This window comes from Pseudomonas paraveronii (assembly GCF_963681955.1).
GTDB lineage: Bacteria > Pseudomonadota > Gammaproteobacteria > Pseudomonadales > Pseudomonadaceae > Aquipseudomonas > Aquipseudomonas paraveronii.
In genome coordinates, this window is record NZ_OY817130.1 from 76150 (window position 1) to 94940 (window position 18791).

Here is an 18791-nt window from a genome sequence, read left to right on the forward strand (position 1 = left end):
CCAGGGGCGGGAGCAAGCTCCCTCCCATATTTTAGAGCGCGAACGGCAGTTGGATCGCGACCTGCTGGCGCTGCGCCAGCCGATGCTCGAACTCCGCAGGGTCATGAATCAACACATCCTGTCCGGCAAACGACTCCGCCGCGATCAGGCGTGACAACCAGAACCGCACGCTCGCCACGCGCAACATCGTCGGCCACAACTCGGCTTCCTTCGCGGTGAACGGTCGCAACCCTGCGTAAGCACCCAGTAGCGCACGGGCGCGCTGGCCGTCGAGCACGCCATCGGCATCCGAGCACCAGTCATTCAGGGCGATCGCTACGTCGTACAGCATCGGGCCTGAGCAGGCGTTGTAAAAGTCGATCAAGCCCGTCAGGTGCGTGCCTTCGAACATCGCGTTGTCGCGAAACAGGTCCGCGTGAATATTCGCGCGCGGCAGGGCGAGGATCTGCGCCTTGTGGGCCTCGATCTCATCCAGCGCGTCCTGCAGCAGGCGTTGCTGCGCTGCGTCCAGGTGCGAAATCAACTGCGCGCCTTCGCTGAGCATCCAGTCCAGCCCGCGATCGGTCTTGCGCTCCAGCACCTTGTCGCCCTGGGTCGCCAGGTGCAGATGGCCAAGCAACTCGCCGACTTGCGCACAGTGCTGGGCGTTGGCGTCCTTGATGTGCTTGCCGGCCAGGCGCGGTTGCAGCAGCGCCGGTTTGCCGGCCAATTCGCGCAGGGCCACGCCGTCGGTGGTGCGCAGCGCGTAAGGCACCGGCAAATCGGCGTCGTGGAGCACGTCGAGCAGTTCGATGAAGAACGGCATTTCCTGCACCGGGCCGCGCTCAACCAGGGTCAGGACGAACTCGCCCTGTTCCAGGCTGATGAAGAAATTGGTGTTTTCGCTTCCCGCGGCGATCCCCTGGAAATCAAGCAGGCGGCCGAGCCCATAAGGGGCAAGAAAGGTTTCCAGCTCGGGCCGAGCCAGGGGGGTGAACACAGACATGGTTAAAACTGCCAGTACGGGCGCCGCGGTGTGCGGCGCCAATTGAAGTTAAGAAATCATTTCCATTCGAAGATCTTCCATGACGGGATCAGCATATCCGGTTGGTCAGAGCGGATGAAATTCGCATCGGTTCCGTCCGCGCGCACCAGGAAATACGGTGGGAAGCCTTTCTTGGTCACCTTGATTGCGTACAGGAAACCGTTTTGACGGTACTCCTGAATGGTTTTGTCGCCCTCTGTGCGAATGGTAACTTCCGGATCACCCGAAGGCGCACTGTCGGCCGCCATGGCAACCATCGGAGCGAATGCAAACAAGCCGGTCAACAGCAGGCGATTGAATGAGCGCATGATAACCTTGTCCCTTTGTTGTCTGTGGTCCGGCTATTCTAGCGCCTGACCCGCCGAAAAGGTTGATCCTGCTCATGAGCCAAGCGCCCCTCGTCCTGGTGGACGGTTCTTCTTATCTGTACCGCGCCTTCCACGCGCTGCCACCGCTGACCACCTCCAAAGGCCTGCCGACCGGTGCGGTCAAGGGCGTGTTGAACATGCTCAAAAGCCTGCGCAAGCAGTACCCGGACAGCCCGTTCGCGGTCGTGTTCGATGCCAAGGGTGGGACCTTTCGCGACGAAATGTACGCCGAATACAAGGCCAACCGCCCAAGCATGCCCGACGACATGCGCCTGCAGATCGAGCCCCTGCACCAGAGCGTGATCGCCCTGGGCTTCCCGCTGTTGTGCGTCGAAGGCGTCGAGGCCGATGACGTGATCGGCACCCTGGCCCGCAGCAGCGCGGCCGCAGACCGCCCGGTAGTGATCTCTACCGGTGACAAGGACATGGCACAGTTGGTCGACGGGCACATTACCTTGGTCAACACCATGACCGGTAGCGCCATGGACGTGGAGGGCGTAAAGGAGAAATTTGGCGTCGCTCCGGAGCAGATCATCGACTATCTGGCGTTGATGGGCGATTCGTCCGACAACATCCCAGGCGTTCCGGGCATTGGTCCGAAGACCGCTTCCGGCTTGCTGGTGGGCGTCAATGGCGGCCTGAAAGAGCTTTATGAGCAGTTGGATATTGTGCCGACCCTGCCTATCCGTGGGGCCAAGACGCTGCCGGCCAAGTTGCAAGAGCATAAGGAGATGGCGTTTCTCTCCTATCAGTTGGCGACGATCAAGATCGACGTACCGCTCGATGTTGGCCTGGACGATCTGCACCTGATCGAGCCGGATCGTGAAAAACTCCTGGAGCTGTATACCCTCCTGGAGTTCAAAAGCTGGTTTGACGAAGTGCAGCGCGACGCCAAGCGCACCGGGCTGGAGGTGGCTGCTCCGGTCATCGACAATGCGCCGGTCGTGAATACCGAGCTCAAGTACGAAACCATCCTCGATCAGGCGCGTTTCGAGGTGTGGATGAAGAAGCTCGGCGACGCCAAGCTGTTCGCCTTCGACACCGAGACCACCGGCATCGATGCGCAGCAGGCGCAATTGGTTGGGTTGTCGTTCGCGGTTCAGCCCTATGAAGCGGCCTACATCCCGCTGACCCATTCCTACATGGGTGTGCCGGAGCAATTGGACCGCGACACGGTCCTGCGCGCGCTCAAGCCGATCCTCGAAGACCCGAGCAAGCTCAAGGTCGGCCAGCACGCCAAGTTCGACATGAATATCCTGGCCAACTGTGCCATCGGCGGTGATCAGAATTGTGGCATCACGGTGCAGGGCATTGCCTACGACACCATGCTCGAATCCTACGTCCTCGACTCCACGGCCACGCGGCATGACATGGACAGCCTGGCGCAGAAATACCTGGGTCACACCACCGTGAGCTTTCAGGATATTGCCGGTAAAGGCGCTAAACAGCTGACCTTTGACCAGATCTCCCTCGAACAGGCCGGGCCTTACGCGGCTGAAGATGCCGACGTCACCCTGCGCCTGCATCAGACCTTGTTCGAAAAACTCACGGCGATCCCCAGCCTAGTCAGCGTGCTGACCGATATCGAGATGCCACTGGTGCCGGTGCTGGCGCGTATCGAGCGCCAGGGCGCGCTGGTGGACGCCAAGTTGCTCGGCGTGCAGAGCGTCGAGCTGGGCGAGAAGATGGTCGAACTGGAGCGTGAGGCATTTGCCATCGCCGGTGAGGAATTCAACCTCGGCTCGCCCAAGCAATTGGGCGCGATCCTCTACGAAAAACTTGGCCACCCGATCCTGAGCAAGACCGCCAAGGGCCAGGCGTCGACCGCCGAAGCGGTGCTCGCCGAACTGGCCGAGCAGGATTTCCCGCTGCCCAAGGTGCTGATGCAGTACCGCTCCATGAGCAAGCTGAAAAGCACCTACACCGACCGCTTGCCTGAGCAGATCAACCCGCGCACCGGGCGCATCCATACGTCGTATCACCAGGCGGTGGCGGCCACGGGGCGCTTGTCGTCGAGTGATCCGAACCTGCAGAACATTCCGATCCGCACTGCTGAAGGTCGGCGGATTCGTCAGGCGTTCGTCGCGCCTAAAGGCTACAAGCTGTTGGCGGCGGACTACTCGCAGATCGAGCTGCGGATCATGGCGCACCTGGCCAAGGACGAAGGCTTGCTGCACGCCTTCCGCAATGACCTGGACGTACACAAGGCCACCGCCGCCGAAGTATTTGGCGTGGAGCTGGGCGCGGTCACTACCGACCAGCGTCGCAGCGCCAAGGCGATCAACTTCGGCCTGATCTACGGCATGAGCGCGTTTGGCCTGGCCAAGCAGATCGGTGTCGATCGTAAACAGTCCCAGGCCTATATCGACCGCTACTTCGCCCGTTATCCGGGCGTGCTGGCCTATATGGAGCGCACCCGCGCCCAGGCGGCCGAGCAGGGTTATGTCGAGACGATCTTCGGTCGGCGCCTGTACCTGCCGGATATCAATGCGAAGAACCCGGCGCTGCGCAAAGGTGCCGAGCGCACGGCAATCAACGCGCCGATGCAAGGCACGGCGGCGGATATCATCAAGAAAGCCATGGTCGCGGTGGATAATTGGCTGACCGCGTCGGGCCTGGACGCCAAAGTCATCCTGCAGGTACACGATGAACTGGTGCTGGAGGTTCGCGAGGATCTGGTCGACCAAGTGCGCGACGAGATTCGCCAGCACATGAGCCACGCGGCGACGCTGGACGTGCCGTTGCTGGTGGAAGTGGGCGTGGGTGATAACTGGGACGAAGCGCACTGATGACGTGGTTCTGCCACCCCCCGAGCGTGGTGGCAGAACGCTTTAGAGCCGAAAGCGCCGTCGGTTATTGCAAATAGTTTTTGTACCTGCCGGAACTTAACCCATGAAATGCCACTCAGATTTACTGAATGGGTGGTGAAGCCCTTCAATGCTCCTATGTTGTGTTAAGTGTTGGCAGATATCTGGACCCCGCCCTAGCGGTCCGGAACTTGAACCCCGAACTTCCCCTCCCCTACGAAGTCCGGGGTTTTTTTTGCCTGCGCAAAAGTTACTCGGCGATTTCCGCGCCCTTGTCGGCCAATTCCATCCAGCCGGCCAGTACGGTGTAGGCGTCTTCCAGGCCCATGCGCTTTGGCGCCGAGAACAGCTGGATGGTGATGGTGTCACCCCAACCTTTACGGATTTCCGCCTGCACTTTCAGCAGCGTGTTCTTGGCGGCGCCATAGGTCAGTTTGTCGGCCTTGGTCAGCAGGATATGCATCGGCATGCCGCTGGCGACCGCCCAGTCGAGCATCAGCAGGTCGAAGTCGGTCATTGGATGACGGATGTCCATCATCAGGATCAACCCCTTCAAACTCTCCCGGCCACCCAGGTAAGCCTCGAGGTGACGCTGCCAGTGCAGCTTCAGCGGGATAGGTACTTTTGCATAACCATAGCCTGGAAGGTCGACCAGACGCCGATCATCGTCTAGCTTGAAGAAGTTGAGCAACTGCGTGCGACCCGGGGTTTTCGAGGTGCGCGCCAGGCTGGCGTGGGTCAAGGTGTTCAGCGCGCTGGATTTGCCCGCGTTGGAACGGCCGGCAAAGGCGACTTCAAAGCCCTCGTCATCGGGGCATTGGTCCACTTTGGCGGCGCTGAGCATGAAGGTGGACTGTTGGCACAGGCCGAGGATGGGGTTCTTGAGTTGCATGAGATTTCCGATGTGGGCGGTGCCGAAAAAGGGTGCGGCAAGCGGTGTCGTTTCCGTTTCAGTAGCGCCAGTATATAATGCCGCAGATTTTGTGTGTGCTTTGTCCCAGCGAAGGGCGAAGTTCACGGGAGCGATAGACCTTTATTGCGCATTAGAACGCAAAACGCTCCCAAACCCTGAAAAGGTCGATGTATGACCAGATGGTTGCTTGCTATCGGTGTCCTGATGCCGCTTTACGGCGCTCAGGCTACACAGGAACCGGAAGTGGTGTACAACCGAGTTTGCGTGGCTTGCCATGCTGGCCAAATGCCGAACGCCCCGAAGCGGGGTGACCAGGCAGCCTGGGCGCCCAGACTGGCGCAAGGCATGGACACGCTGGTGCAACACGTGACCCAGGGTTTCAAGGCAATGCCGCCGCGTGGTTTGTGCATGGACTGCAGTACCGAGGATTACCAGGCCATCATTGAGTGGATGGTGAGTAAGCCCGGTTAGATAACTCTTTAAACCCTTAGCCGTAGTTGGATTAGCTGATGAACAAACTGATCGTGAGTCTGCTGTTGACCTTGGGCATCACTGGTGTTGCCCATGCTGCAGGCGACGCTACTGCGGGCCAGGCGAAAGCCGCCGTGTGTGGTGCTTGCCATGGACCGGATGGTAATAGCCCGGCACCGAACTTCCCTAAACTGGCCGGCCAGGGTGAGCGTTACCTGACCAAGCAGATGCACGACATCAAGGACGGTAAGCGCACGGTCCTGGAAATGACCGGCTTGCTGACCAACCTCAGCGATCAGGACCTGGCCGATATCGCGGCCTATTTTTCCAGCCAGAAAGGCAGTGTGGGAGCTGCCGATCCGAAGCAAGTGGCCCGTGGTGAAGAGTTGTTCCGCGGCGGCAACCTGGAAAAAGGCATGCCTTCCTGCATCGGTTGCCACTCGCCTAACGGCGCCGGCCTCGCCGCCGCGGGCTTCCCGCATGTGGGTGGCCAGCATGCGCAGTACGTCGCCAAGCAGCTGACGGACTTCCGTGAAGGTAATCGCACCAACGACGGCGATAGCAAAATCATGCAAAGCATTGCCGCCAAGCTGAGCAACAAGGACATCCAAGCGGTTTCCCAATACATTCAGGGTCTGCACTGATCGAAGGCTGCGTTAACGCTCGATTAATCCGTTGATGCAAGCATAAAAAGGGTGGCTTAGGCCGCCCTTTTTTGTGGCCGGTGCCGTTACACTAACGAACTCATGCCCGCGCAGACCTGTCACAACAAAGGTCGCGTGAGGCGACCTTATTTGTCCAGGAGTAAAGCATGCGTAATCTGATCCTCAGCGCCGCTCTCGTCACTGCCAGCCTCTTCGGCATGACCGCACAAGCCGCCGACGTGCCGCTTGTAGCCGGTAAAACCTACGTGGAATTGGCCAACCCAGTGCCGGTGTCAGTGCCGGGCAAGATCGAAGTGGTGGAGCTGTTCTGGTACGGCTGCCCGCATTGCTACGCCTTTGAGCCAACCATCAACCCATGGGCTGAAAAACTGCCCAAGGACGTGAACTTCAAACGCATCCCTGCCATGTTCGGCGGCCCTTGGGATGCCCATGGCCAACTGTTCCTGACCCTGGAAGCCATGGGTGTCGAGCACAAGGTCCACAACGCGGTCTTCGAGGCGATCCAGAAACAAGGCAAGCGCCTGACCAAGCCTGAGGACATGGCTGACTTCGTCGCGACCCAAGGTGTCGACAAGGAAAAGTTCCTGGCTACCTTCAATTCCTTCGCCATCAAGGGCCAGATCGAAGCAGCCAAGAAGCTCGCCGTGGCTTATGGCGTGCAAGGCGTACCGACCCTGATCGTCAACGGCAAGTACCGTTTCGACCTGGGCACCACCGGTGGTCCTGAAGCGACCCTCAATGTGGCCGACCAGTTGATCGCCAAAGAACGCGCGGCCAAGTAAGGGGCCTGCCATGCGTCGCTGGGGTACCGAACGCGTTGTCGGCCTGCATGACCCACAGGTCAACGAAGCTCACCTGGAATCCACAGGCCTGCCGGCGGACAGCCGCCTGCGCCTGCTTAGCTTCAATATCCAGGTGGGCATCAGTACCGAGAAGTACCGGCACTACCTCACCCGTGGCTGGCAGCACTTGCTGCCCCACAACGGGCGGGCCGGCAACCTGCAGAAGATCGGCGACCTGTTGGGCGACTTCGACCTGGTCGCCCTGCAGGAAGCTGACGGCGGCAGCATTCGCTCGGGCTACATCAACCAGGTGGAACACCTGGCCCAGTTGGGCGCGTTTCCCTATTGGTATCAGCAACTCAATCGCAACCTCGGGCGCCTGGCGCAGCACAGCAATGGCGTGCTTAGCCGCCTGAAGCCATCGGCTATCGAAGATCACCCATTGCCGGGCCCCAAGGGCCGTGGCGCGATCCTCGTGCGTTTCGGCGAAGGCCCGGAAGCCCTGGTGGTGGTGATGATGCACCTGGCACTCGGGGGGCGTACCCGCAACCTGCAGTTGGCCTACGTGCGTGAGTTGATTGGCGGCTACAAGCACCAGGTGCTGATGGGGGACATGAACACCCATGCCACCGACCTGCTGCAGAATTCCCCGTTGCGTGACCTTGGCTTACTGGCGCCGCAAGTCGAAGCCACGTTCCCCAGTTGGCGCCCGCAACGCTGTCTTGACCATATCCTGCTTAGCCCGACCCTCACACTTGAAAACGTGCAGGTGTTGGCGCAGCCCATCTCCGATCACCTGCCGGTCGCGGTGGAGATTCGTCTGCCGGGTTCGCTCACGGCTGATGCATTGCCCGCGTTGAGCCCCGGCCCTCGCGGACCCCTTGCATGAGCGACGAAGCCCAGCGCTGGAAAGAGAAATACCTCAAAATCATCGAGCAACAAGACACGCTCGAACGCCGCTGGGCTGCCCGCCTCGACCTGCTGCGCCGAGGGTTGGTGCGCAGTACGTTGGCCGCTGAAGGCACCGACCGCGCGGTTGATCAATGCATGAAGGAAATGCGCGACGCCGTGCGCACCGACGACATGGATGCCGCCCTCGCTGCGTTGTTGCCGCGCCTGGAAAAAGCCGTACTGGATTCGGAGCAGCGTCGCGAAACCCGGATTGACCAGATGAGCACCGCGCTCGCGGCCCTGGTTGCGCAGTTGCAGAAACTGCCGCTGCCCCGCGAGGTGGCCCGCCCGTTGAAAACCTTCGCCAAGCAGTTGGATAGCCGCGTAGGTCAGGCGCGCGAGATCCCGCTGTTGCTCAGTGAGCTGAGCAGCCTGCAAGGGCAGGCGTTGAATAACCTGGAGCCGGACGGCGAAACCCCGCGCCCCGGCCCCGGCCTGCTGCAACGCCTGTTTGGCGCCAAGGATGTCGCGAATGAAGCTCCGGCCGGCGAGCCCGCGCCGCCGTCTGCTCCGCCATCTTTACCGCCGCCCGCCGCCTCCAGGCCGGCGCCCGAGCCCGAGCCCGAGCCCGAGCCCGTCGCCGAAGAGCCGGCGCAGCCTGACGAATTAGCCCAGGCCCTGCGGGCGTTCGCGCCGTTGCCGCAAGGCTCGGCTTCGCCCCAGCCGGAACCCGTAGCGCCGGCCAAGGCGGTCGAGATCGTGACCCCCTCCGTTGCCGTCGAAGCCGCGCCACGAACTGCGCCGATCGCCCAGCCGGTCGAAGTGGCGGAGCCCGAGGCGCCTTCGGTCGAGGCGCAAGAGCCGGCCCCCGAAAGCGCACTCGCTGCGTTTATCGAAACACCGCCGGTCCAGGTCGATGCGCCGCCGCAAACCGTCATCGGCAGCCTGTCACTGCCGCCCGTGCAGGAAGTGCCGGACCCGGACGAGTTGCAAGCGGACTCGGTCTACGCCCTGCCCGATTCGCCGGAGCCGTCCTACAGCTCCGTGGCCAAACACATTGAAGACACCTTACTTGGCCTGCTGGAAGACCTGTCCCTGCCCGAGCGACACCGGCCCCAGGCCGAAGCCATGCGCGAACGCCTGGCCCATGGTTTGAACTGGTACGAACTGCTGCCGATCCTCGACGATCTGGCCACGCTGATGCTGGCGATCACCGACAGCGGCCAGCATGAGTTCGAGGCTTACCTCAAGCAGCTCAACGAACGCCTCGAAGCGTTCCAGGGCCATCTGCAGATGGCCAGCGAAGGCTATGCCGACAGTCGCTCGGCCGCCCGGGAGCTGGACACGCAAATCCGTGAACAGGTCGACGGCCTGCAAAGCAGTGTGCAGGACGCCGCCGACCTGGACAGCCTCAAGCAGGTCCTGGAAAGCCACCTTGAAGGCCTGCTTGGCACCATGGACCAGCACCAGCAGCAACGTGACCAGCGCGAGCAGGAAGTGGCGGAGCGTTTGAAAGGGCTCGCGGAGCGCGTCGCCAATATGGAACAGGAGGCCCAGGGGTATCGCGATCACCTGGAAGTGCAGCGCCAGAAAGCCCTGATCGATCCGCTCACCGACTTGCCCAACCGTGCGGCCTGGAGCGAGCGCCTGGACCATGAGGTCAACCTCTGGCATCAGCGCGGCAATAGCCTGTCGCTGGCAATGCTGGACCTGGATCACTTCAAGCGTATCAACGACGGCTACGGGCATCTGGCCGGCGACAAGGTGCTGAAAATCATCGCCAGCGTGCTGCGCAAGCGCTTGCGCCCCGGCGACTTCATTGCGCGCTTCGGCGGCGAAGAGTTTGTGTTGCTGATGCCCGACTCATCCCTGGCGAACGCCCTGGCCGCTGGCGAGGCGTTGCGAACGGCGATTGAAGTCTGCCCGTTCCACTTCAAGGGCGAGCCGGTGACGATCACGGTGTCGATGGGCGTGGCACAGTTCCAGCCCGGCGAGCGCAGTGACCTGGTGCTCAAGCGCGCCGACGAGGCGTTGTACCGGGCCAAGGCGGCGGGACGTAACCGGGTGCAAGCGGCCTAAAAGATGTTCCATTTTGTAATTTGACGTTCGGGCCACAAGCGGTACGTTACACTGTTGCATTATCGTCTTCAGCGTAACGTAATCCGCCATGAAATCCGTGTACTTCGCCTTTATGTTCCTCCTGCTCACCGGCTGCGCCAGCGGCCCGCGCCTGGATACCAGCCACCCCTCGGCCAACCACGACAACCGCGTGCAGTTCGTGGTTGTCCATTACACCTCAACCAACCTTGAACGCTCCCTGGCGCTGCTGACCCATGGTCAGGTCAGCAGCCATTACCTGATCGGCGACGACGCTTCGGGCACCATTTACAAGCTGGTGGATGAAAGCCAGCGCGCCTGGCATGCGGGGGAAAGCGAGTGGATGGGCCGCACCTGGCTGAACTCCAGCTCCATCGGGATCGAGATCGTCAACCCAGGGTTTCGCGACACGCCGACGGGCCGTGTGTGGTACCCGTACTCCGAAGCTCAGGTGCAATCGCTGGAGGTGTTGCTCAAGGACATCAGCACGCGCAATGGCATTGACCCCAAAAACATCATTGGTCACAGCGACATCGCGCCGCTGCGCAAGCTGGACCCGGGGCCGTTGTTTCCGTGGAAGCGCCTGGCCGAGAAGGGCTTGGGCGTCTGGCCCGACGCGCAGGCTGTGGCGCGCTACCAGGCGCAGTACGCCACGGATCTGCCGAGCATCACCTGGTTCCAGGAAGCGTTGGCGCACCTGGGCTACCAGACGCCGCAGACCGGTGAACTGGACGTCGCCACGCGCCATGTGATCGCGGCGTTCCAGATGCATTTCCGCCCTGCGCTGTTCGATGGCACGCCGGATGCCGAGAGTGCCGCGATCCTGCGCGCCCTCGACCGGCGTTAATCGCTACAGTGGTAACGCCATATAGAACTGCGTGCCCTGCCCCGGCCGTGAATACACGCCCATGCGGCCGCCATGCAGTTGCACGATCTCCTTGCACAGCGCCAGCCCCAGGCCGGCGCCGCCTTTCTTGCGGCCCACCTGCACGAAGGGTTCGAAGATGCGCCCCTGCTGGCCATAGGCGATACCTTCGCCGTTGTCCTCGACGCTGATAATCACCCGCTCGCCATGACGCCGCGCCTGCAGGCGGATCTGCCCGCCTTCGGCGGTGTGGCGCAGGGCGTTGCCCAGCAGGTTGTCGAGCACGCGTTCCAGTTGCACCTGATCGGCATACAGTCGGGGCAGGTCGGGCTGAGGCTCTACCAGTAGCTCGATGTGTTGCGCGTTCGCCGGCTCGGCGAAGCGCGCACGCGCATGCTCCAGCAGGTCGGTGACATCGCACGGGCCGAGGGTGAGTTTTTGCATGCCGTTCTGGTAGCGCGAAAAGTTGAGCAGGTCGTTGATCAACTGCATCAGGCGCTGCATTTCTTCATTGACCGTATCCAGCAGGTCCGCTTCACGGGATTCCGCAGGAAACTTCGCGCGTTCGCGGAACAAGCCGAAGGCCATGTGCATGCCGGTCACCGGCGTGCGCAATTCGTGGGAGGCGCGCAACACGAACTCGCTGCGTACCCGCTCAAAGGCACGCTGCTCGGTGACGTCATGTAGCACCATCACTGCGCCGAGGATATGCCCCTGGGTGTGGCTTACCGGCGTCAGGCTGTAGGTCAACAGGCGCAGTTCGCCCTCGACTTCCACCTCCAGGTCGTCCGGCGCCCGCTCCAGGTTGCCGCCGCGCAGCACCAGTTGCAGTTGATCGTCCATTTCCGGGCGACCCAGCGCATCGCCCAGGCCCTGGCCGAGACGTTCCTCGTCCCAGCCCAACTGGCGCTGTGCGACGGGGTTGAGGTGCTCCAGGCGGCCTTGCCGGTCAATCATCAACAGGCCGTCGTCGATACTGTCGAGCACCGCTTGCAGGCGCTGCTGGCCCGCCAGCAGCTCATCGACATTGGTTGCCTGATGCTGGCGCAAGGCTTCGGCCATGATGCCGAAGCGTCGGGTCAGTTGGTTCATTTCCGCCGCTGAAGAAATGGGCAGGGTCACTTCGAAATCACCTTGCCCGATCTTGTCGGCGGCCTTGGCCAGCGCTTCGATCGGCCCGCCAAACCGTCGGGCGATGCCATGGGCGGTAATAAAACCGATGATCAGCACCGCGAGGCCTACCAGCCCCAGCAGCCCGGCGATCAACAAGGCGCGCTCGCGGGATTTATGCTCGCTGGCGCTGATGTTTTCCAGGGCCTGCTTGTGCTCGGCGATCAGGCCGTTGCGCAGGACATTGAATGTTTCGGTGATTTTCTCTTTGCTGCCGGGCGGTGGGGACGCTTGTTGAGATTCGTCAAAAGCCGCCAGCAAGCGCTGGTAGTCGACCCGGGCCTGACTGAAACCGCTGCTATGCCCGTCGCGCTGCTCGTGGGCAATGCCTTGGTCGAGCAGCTCGAAGTAACGCTGTTCCGATGCTTGCAGTGCCTCGGGATTGGGGCGTTGTTCGAGCATCATCATCAACTGGTCGCCCAGGCTCTGGCGCAGCTTGAGTCCCAGGTCGAGGGTGATGAAGTTACTGCGAATCGATGACTCCTGGGTCTTGGCCATCTGCATCACGCTGACCAGCCCCAGGATCAACCCCAGCAGGGCGACGGTGATCAGCGCGGAGATACTCAGGAATAACCGGGTGCGCAGTGTCATCGCTAACTTCATAAGGTACAGCTCACAGGTTGTACTGTTTGCGTTTGCGGTACAGGGTCGACGCGTCGATGCCCAGGGTGCGGGCAGCCTGATCCAGGGTGTCGCTGGTGGCCAGTACGGCGCCGATATGCGCTTTCTCCAGTTCGTCCAGGCTCAACGCCGCCCCGATACGGGGTGCATTGTGGGTCGGCTGTTCGGCCATTCCGAGGTGGCTGATTTCGACCTTTTCCTGCGGGCAGATAATGCTCGCGCGTTCCACTACGTTGCGCAGCTCGCGGATATTGCCCGGCCAGCGGTAGTTGAGCAGCGCTTCGCGCGCTTCATCGCTGAAGCCCCGCGCCGGTCGGGCGTATTCCTTGACGAAGCGGGCGAGGAAGCGGTCGGCCAGGGCCAGGATGTCTTCGCTGCGTTCGCGCAGCGGCGGCAGATGCAAGGTGATGACGTTGAGGCGGTACAGCAAGTCTTCGCGGAAGCGGCCGTCGCGCACCATGTCTTCGAGATTCAGGTTGGTGGCTGCAAGGATGCGTACATCGGCGCGCCGGGTGACCGGGTCGCCTACGCGCTCGTATTCCTTGTCCTGGATAAAACGCAGCAACTTGGGTTGCAGCGTGAGGGGAAAGTCGCCGATCTCGTCGAGAAACAGCGTGCCGCCGTCCGCCTGGTTGACCCGGCCCAAGGTGCTTTCGCTGGCACCGGTGAAGGCACCGCGGCTATGGCCGAACAGTTCGCTTTCCATCAACTCCGCCGTCAGCGACGGGCAGTTGATGGTGATGCAGGATTTTTTCGCGCGCTTGCTCCAGCCGTGAATGGCCCGCGCCAACTCGCCTTTACCGGTGCCGGATTCGCCGAGGATGAGGATGTTGGCGTCAGTCCCGGCCACTTGGCGCGCAGTTTCCAGCACCGCCATCATCGCCGGGCTGTGGGAGTCGAGGCCGTCTTTCGGTTGGCGCACTTCGCCTTCCAGTGCTTCCAGGCGCGCGGAGAGCTGGCGCACTTCCAGCTGTTTGGCGGTAGCCAGGCGCAGCTGGTCGGGGCTGCACGGTTTGACCAGATAATCAGCCGCGCCGGCCTGGATCGCATCCACGGCGGTGTCGACGGCGGAATGCGCGGTCACAATCACCACGCGCATCCACGGCGCCTGGATACGCATTTGCGCCAACACATCCAGGCCGTTGTCCTCGCCCAGGCGCAGGTCGAGGAAGCACAGGTCGAACACCTGGCGTTGCATCAGGGTATCGGCCTGGGCGGCGCTGTTGGCGGTGGCTACGGTGTAGCCCTCATCTTCCAGGCAATAACGGAAGGTACGAAGGATCGCGGATTCGTCGTCCACTAAAAGAACGCGGCCTTGAAGTTCCTTGGCTGATTCCATTTGTCCCGCGCTCCTGAATATGAATGATGGTGTTTAGTCCCGGAATAATCGGGCAAGTTGCATGGTTCATTCTGATTGATAAAACGCAACGTCGTGCAGCTATCTACGTGCATCCCTACAAGGCCCGCACCTGCTGGCGTTTTCATGCCTTCTTGCCACTTCGGCAGTGCGCTATTGGCTTTCTATCCACCGATCCGACCACTGGTGATCGTGCATTTCGCACGGCGCCTAGGTGGCCATCGTGCAGGATGCTGGGCTTTGCGTTGATCAGATATATTTAACTGATTGATTTTATTGAGTTTTATTTTGTAAAAAAGCTGGCATGCCCTCTGCAATAGCTCTCCTAACGAATAATCAAAATGCGGGAGAAAGCAGCATGACTCGCCAAAGCCTCGCTCAACTGTGTGTATCGCCAGTGCGCTTGCAACAAGGCCTGTTCGCCAGCCTGGCCCTGATGGTCACGTTGATTGGCGGCCAGCAGTTGCAGCATTGGCAGCAGCAGACCCCGCATTTCGAACGTCCGGCTATGGCCCAGACCCACTTTCGTTCCATTGATAGCCGTTCCGTTGGCAGCGTCTCTGCCGATGTAACCGTTCCCCAGCTGCGGATGGTTGACCAGGCGTCTGCCCTGGGTGAACTGCCATCCCAGGAACGTTGGGTGTTCTAGGCAACAAAAGATCGCTTGAGTTGAGCGATTGCACGGCAGTACCGCTGTCACCCCTAAAAAAGCGTAAGGAGAATCACCATGTTGAGTTGGGCAATCACATTTCTGATCATCGCCATTGTGGCTGCAGTCCTGGGCTTCGGTGGTATCGCGGGCACCGCCACGGGGATCGCCAAGATCCTGTTTGTGGTCTTCCTGGTGATGTTCATCGTTTCGTTCTTCTTTGGTCGTCGCGGCCGAGGCTGAATATGACCACTTTGTCTCTCAACGCTATGGCTGCCGTCCTGCTTCTGGGCGGCAGCGGTTTGGTGATGGCCGCTAACGACGGTCAGACCCGGGCCAACGAATTGCTCAGCGCAGACCCGCAGTACCGTGAAACGTGGCAAGGCGTGGTGAAGAAAGAAGAGCGCCTGCCGGAATGGGTCATGAACCTGTCCGGCACGGCCGAGCAAATGAATGCCGTTGAAGAAGATGGCGACAAGTACTTGGTCGGGCCTCTCTGCGAAACCGCAGACACCTGCCTGAACAAGCGCCTGATCGTCGCCTTCAGTTATGACAAGGAAGATGCCTACGCCATGTTGGTGGAAGTCCCGGCCGGCCTGCCGGCGGACAAGTCTCCAACGCGTCACGCCGATTACCGGTTTATCGGTAAGCCGGATTCAGGCATGCAAAAGCTGCTGATGGAGCAACTGAAGAAAGATCCGAATTGGTACTAGGTTCCGTCTGACGCATCTGTCGTCTGCGGGGCCGGCGTCCATAGAAAGAAGCCCGTGCGCTTCTTTCTGTTTGCATCGCTCGCCAAGGGTGATGCATGACCAGGGGGCCGGGTTGCTCTGATCCGTCGAGATCGGCGTGACCTACGGGTACAGGGAGTGCCTGCGCAAGGGCCGGGTCAGGTGAAAAGCTGCGACGCAAGTTCACACGCTCTCGAGCTTGCTGGACTTGCGGCGGGCTTATGACGTTCATCCCCCGCCTCTCATACTGCCCATAGCCGAGAATCTGCTTTTTGCCCGCGACTAACCATTACTGGGTATGTCGTGGCGACCATCTATCGAGAAAATTTCGTTCGCGCTATAGGACATTTCAGACAACAGCCCCCTGAATACACAGGCATTTTTGCGAATGCCTTCAGCGTGTCCTGAATCTCTAAGCGAGCCTGATTTGACCGGTTCACGGCATATTCGCCGGGCAAAATGTCGCATTTGAACTGACCGTTCGGTCAGTTATTATGAAAAAAAGCCATGCCGATTCGGCATAGGGTAGGCGTTTACGGCATTAGACGTCGCCCCCTTGCATGGGAATAGTTGCGCCTTTTTTCGCCTGCCAGTAAGCCATTTCGGCCATGCGGCGGTGACTTTCTACGGAGGCAGATGCACACACTTTTTCGCTTCCGAGCGTTGCAGCTGGCGCATTTGCCTTAAGTTCACTTGAAGTAAGGGTAATGACATGAAGAAGGCAAAGCTAAGCCTCGCCTGGCAGATCCTCATCGGTTTGGTGCTGGGGATCGCAATCGGCGCCGTGCTCAACCATTTCAGTGCTGAAAAGGCCTGGTGGATCAGCAACGTGCTGCAGCCGGCGGGCGATATCTTTATCCGCCTGATCAAGATGATCGTGATCCCGATTGTGATTTCCTCGCTGATCGTCGGCATTGCCGGTGTAGGCGATGCGAAAAAGCTCGGTCGAATCGGCGTCAAAACCATTCTTTACTTCGAGGTCGTCACCACCATCGCCATCGTGGTCGGCCTGTTGCTGGCCAACCTGTTCCACCCTGGCACGGGCATCGACATGAGTACTCTGGGTACGGTGGATATCTCCAAGTACCAGGCGACTGCGTCGGAGGTGCAGCATGAGCATGCGTTCGTCCAGACCATCCTCAATCTGATCCCGTCGAACATCTTTGCCGCCGTCGCGCGTGGCGAGATGCTGCCGATCATCTTCTTCTCCGTGCTGTTCGGCCTGGGCCTGTCGAGCCTCAAGCCTGAGCTGCGCGAGCCGTTGGTGACGATGTTCCAGGGCGTGTCCGAGAGCATGTTCAAAGTCACCCACATGATCATGAAGTACGCGCCTATCGGTGTGTTCGCGCTGATCGCGGTGACCGTCGCCAACTTCGGCTTCGCCTCTCTGCTGCCATTGGCCAAGCTGGTGATTCTGGTTTACGTCGCCATCCTGTTCTTTGCCTTTGTGATTCTGGGCCTGATCGCACGCCTGTTTGGCTTCTCGGTGATCAAGCTGATGCGCATCTTCAAGGATGAGCTGGTGCTGGCCTACTCCACCGCCAGTTCCGAAACCGTGCTGCCGCGGGTGATCGAGAAGATGGAAGCCTACGGCGCGCCGAAGGCCATCTGCAGCTTTGTGGTGCCGACCGGTTATTCGTTCAACCTCGATGGTTCGACCCTGTACCAGAGCATCGCGGCGATCTTTATCGCGCAGTTGTATGGCATCGACCTGTCGGTCGGCCAGCAACTGATGCTGGTGCTGACCCTGATGGTCACCTCCAAAGGCATCGCCGGTGTGCCGGGTGTGTCCTTCGTGGTGTTGCTGGCCACCCTGGGCAGCGTGGGCATTCCATTGGAAGGCCTGGCGTTCATTGCCGGTGTCGACCGCATCATGGACATGGCGCGTACCGCCCTCAACGTGATCGGCAACGCCCTGGCTGTGTTGGTCATCTCCCGTTGGGAAGGCATGTACGACGATGCCAAGGGCGAGCGCTACTGGAACTCCCTGCCGCACTGGCGCACCAAGCAAGTGTTGCCGGTCGGCGAGGCCAGCCGCGGCTGAGGTCTGCCTGATGCGCACAAACCCCGGGAAATCCGGGGTTTGTCGTTTCTGTCAGCCCCGCTATCATTCGCCCCATCTTTCGGGGGATTCAACTGATGCTCAATGGCCTGTGGCTTGGCTTCTTTGTCGTGGCAATGGTGTCAGCACTGGCGCAATGGCTGGTCGGCGGTAACGCCGGGATTTTTGCGGCGATGGTGGAAAGCATTTTCGCCATGGCCAAATTGTCGGTGGAGGTCATGGTGCTGTTGTTCGGCACGCTGACGTTATGGCTGGGCTTTTTGCGCATCGCCGAAAAAGCCGGGATCGTCGACTGGCTGGCCAAGGCCCTCGGCCCACTGTTTCGTCGGCTGATGCCGGAAGTGCCGGCCGGCCACCCGGCCATCGGCTTGATCACCCTCAACTTCGCCGCCAACGGCCTGGGCCTGGACAACGCCGCCACGCCCATCGGCCTGAAAGCCATGAAAGCGTTGCAGGAACTCAACCCGATCCCCAATACCGCGAGTAACGCGCAGATTCTGTTCCTGGTGCTCAACGCGTCCTCGCTGACGCTGTTGCCGGTGACCATCTTCATGTACCGCGCCCAGCAAGGCGCAGCCGACCCGACGCTGGTGTTTTTGCCGATCCTACTGGCCACCAGCGCATCGACCCTGACGGGCCTGCTCTCGGTGGCGGTGATGCAGCGCCTGCGGCTGTGGGACCCGGTGGTGCTGGCCTATTTGATCCCGGGCGCATTGGTGCTGGGCGGTTTCATGGCGGTGCTGGCGACCTTGTCCGCCACGGCGCTGGCCGGGTTGTCGTCGATCCTTGGCAACCTGACGCTGTTTGGCCTGATCATGCTGTTCCTGCTGGTCGGCGCGTTGCGCAAGGTGAAGGTGTACGAAGCGTTTGTCGAAGGGGCCAAAGAGGGCTTCGACGTCGCCAAGAACCTGCTGCCGTATCTGGTGGCGATGCTCTGCGCGGTGGGCGTGTTGCGCGCATCCGGTGCGCTGGACTTTGGCCTGGAAGGCATTCGTCATGTGGTCGCCTGGACCGGCATGGACACGCGCTTCGTCGACGCGTTGCCGACCGCGATGGTCAAGCCGTTCTCCGGCAGTGCCGCGCGGGCGATGTTGATCGAGACCATGCAGACCCAGGGCGTCGACAGCTTCCCGGCGTTGGTGGCGGCGACGGTTCAGGGCAGTACCGAGACCACCTTCTATGTATTGGCGGTGTATTTCGGCTCGGTGGGCATCCAGCGGGCAAGGCATGCGGTGGGTTGTGCGTTGCTGGCGGAGTTTGCCGGTGTGGTGGCGGCGATTGCGGTGTGCTACTGGTTCTTTGGTTAAGGCTTGGATGG

The 18791-nt window shown here is 60.9% G+C and carries 17 protein-coding genes; 12 read left to right on the forward strand and 5 right to left on the reverse strand.

Annotated features, from left to right (window positions below):
* Window positions 1–31 precede the first annotated feature (31 nt).
* Entirely contained in the window at window positions 32–985 is a 954-nt protein-coding gene (locus U5A08_RS00385) for a homoserine kinase (RefSeq protein WP_321849752.1), read from the reverse strand.
* A 56-nt stretch (window positions 986–1041) separates the two neighbouring features.
* Window positions 1042–1332 (reverse strand): DUF2782 domain-containing protein, encoded by a 291-nt coding sequence (locus U5A08_RS00390; protein WP_253400293.1) that lies wholly within the window; start codon window positions 1330–1332, stop codon window positions 1042–1044.
* 74 nt (window positions 1333–1406) lie between these two features.
* Here U5A08_RS00390 and polA point away from each other — a divergent pair, with 74 nt between their 5' ends.
* Complete coding sequence (gene polA, locus U5A08_RS00395) at window positions 1407–4181, forward strand: DNA polymerase I (RefSeq protein WP_253400294.1); 2775 nt, start codon at window positions 1407–1409, stop codon at window positions 4179–4181.
* A gap of 268 nt (window positions 4182–4449) precedes the next feature.
* Here polA and yihA read toward each other — a convergent pair whose 3' ends face one another.
* On the reverse strand, window positions 4450–5091 hold the full coding sequence (yihA, locus tag U5A08_RS00400) for a ribosome biogenesis GTP-binding protein YihA/YsxC (protein ID WP_099601836.1): 642 nt from the start codon (window positions 5089–5091) through the stop codon (window positions 4450–4452).
* Window positions 5092–5283: 192 nt separating this feature from the next.
* Here yihA and U5A08_RS00405 point away from each other — a divergent pair, with 192 nt between their 5' ends.
* The 6 genes from U5A08_RS00405 (at window position 5284) to U5A08_RS00430 (ending at window position 10865) form a co-directional block, all read left to right on the forward strand.
* Complete coding sequence (locus tag U5A08_RS00405) at window positions 5284–5583, forward strand: c-type cytochrome (RefSeq protein WP_247399213.1); 300 nt, start codon at window positions 5284–5286, stop codon at window positions 5581–5583.
* 38 nt (window positions 5584–5621) lie between these two features.
* Window positions 5622–6227 carry a c-type cytochrome gene (locus tag U5A08_RS00410; protein ID WP_253400295.1) on the forward strand — a complete coding sequence of 202 codons (606 nt, stop codon included), beginning with the start codon at window positions 5622–5624 and terminating at the stop codon, window positions 6225–6227.
* Window positions 6228–6394: 167 nt separating this feature from the next.
* The gene (gene dsbA / locus U5A08_RS00415; protein WP_253400296.1) at window positions 6395–7030 is read left to right on the forward strand and encodes a thiol:disulfide interchange protein DsbA; all 636 of its coding nucleotides are present in this window, start codon (window positions 6395–6397) and stop codon (window positions 7028–7030) included.
* A 10-nt stretch (window positions 7031–7040) separates the two neighbouring features.
* Window positions 7041–7919 (forward strand): endonuclease/exonuclease/phosphatase family protein, encoded by an 879-nt coding sequence (locus tag U5A08_RS00420; RefSeq protein WP_321849758.1) that lies wholly within the window; start codon window positions 7041–7043, stop codon window positions 7917–7919.
* The gene (locus U5A08_RS00425; protein ID WP_321849760.1) at window positions 7916–10000 is read left to right on the forward strand and encodes a diguanylate cyclase; all 2085 of its coding nucleotides are present in this window, start codon (window positions 7916–7918) and stop codon (window positions 9998–10000) included. Before U5A08_RS00420 ends, U5A08_RS00425 begins: the two co-directional genes overlap by 4 nt.
* Before the next feature lie 88 nt (window positions 10001–10088).
* Window positions 10089–10865 (forward strand): N-acetylmuramoyl-L-alanine amidase, encoded by a 777-nt coding sequence (locus tag U5A08_RS00430; RefSeq protein WP_247403443.1) that lies wholly within the window; start codon window positions 10089–10091, stop codon window positions 10863–10865.
* 3 nt (window positions 10866–10868) lie between these two features.
* On the opposite strand, the gene U5A08_RS00435 is transcribed toward U5A08_RS00430, so the two are convergent.
* Both U5A08_RS00435 and algB read right to left on the reverse strand, forming a co-directional pair.
* Window positions 10869–12656 (reverse strand): ATP-binding protein, encoded by a 1788-nt coding sequence (locus tag U5A08_RS00435; protein WP_253400298.1) that lies wholly within the window; start codon window positions 12654–12656, stop codon window positions 10869–10871.
* Window positions 12657–12666: 10 nt separating this feature from the next.
* Window positions 12667–14013 (reverse strand): sigma-54-dependent response regulator transcription factor AlgB, encoded by a 1347-nt coding sequence (gene algB / locus U5A08_RS00440; RefSeq protein WP_253400299.1) that lies wholly within the window; start codon window positions 14011–14013, stop codon window positions 12667–12669.
* A 376-nt stretch (window positions 14014–14389) separates the two neighbouring features.
* Here algB and U5A08_RS00445 point away from each other — a divergent pair, with 376 nt between their 5' ends.
* The 5 genes from U5A08_RS00445 to U5A08_RS00465 all read left to right on the forward strand — a co-directional run bounded on the left by U5A08_RS00445 (window position 14390) and on the right by U5A08_RS00465 (window position 18780).
* A complete protein-coding gene (locus U5A08_RS00445; RefSeq protein ID WP_253400300.1) occupies window positions 14390–14680 on the forward strand; it encodes a hypothetical protein in 291 nt (96 codons plus the stop codon).
* A 78-nt stretch (window positions 14681–14758) separates the two neighbouring features.
* Window positions 14759–14923, forward strand: a complete 165-nt coding sequence (locus tag U5A08_RS00450) for a DUF1328 domain-containing protein (protein ID WP_084378456.1) — start codon at window positions 14759–14761, stop codon at window positions 14921–14923.
* A 2-nt stretch (window positions 14924–14925) separates the two neighbouring features.
* Complete coding sequence (locus U5A08_RS00455) at window positions 14926–15393, forward strand: inhibitor of vertebrate lysozyme family protein (protein WP_321849766.1); 468 nt, start codon at window positions 14926–14928, stop codon at window positions 15391–15393.
* 730 nt (window positions 15394–16123) lie between these two features.
* Window positions 16124–17455, forward strand: a complete 1332-nt coding sequence (gene gltP / locus U5A08_RS00460; RefSeq protein WP_321849767.1) for a glutamate/aspartate:proton symporter GltP — start codon at window positions 16124–16126, stop codon at window positions 17453–17455.
* A gap of 95 nt (window positions 17456–17550) precedes the next feature.
* Complete coding sequence (locus U5A08_RS00465) at window positions 17551–18780, forward strand: nucleoside recognition domain-containing protein (RefSeq protein ID WP_253400303.1); 1230 nt, start codon at window positions 17551–17553, stop codon at window positions 18778–18780.
* The last annotated feature ends 11 nt before the right edge of the window (window positions 18781–18791 follow it).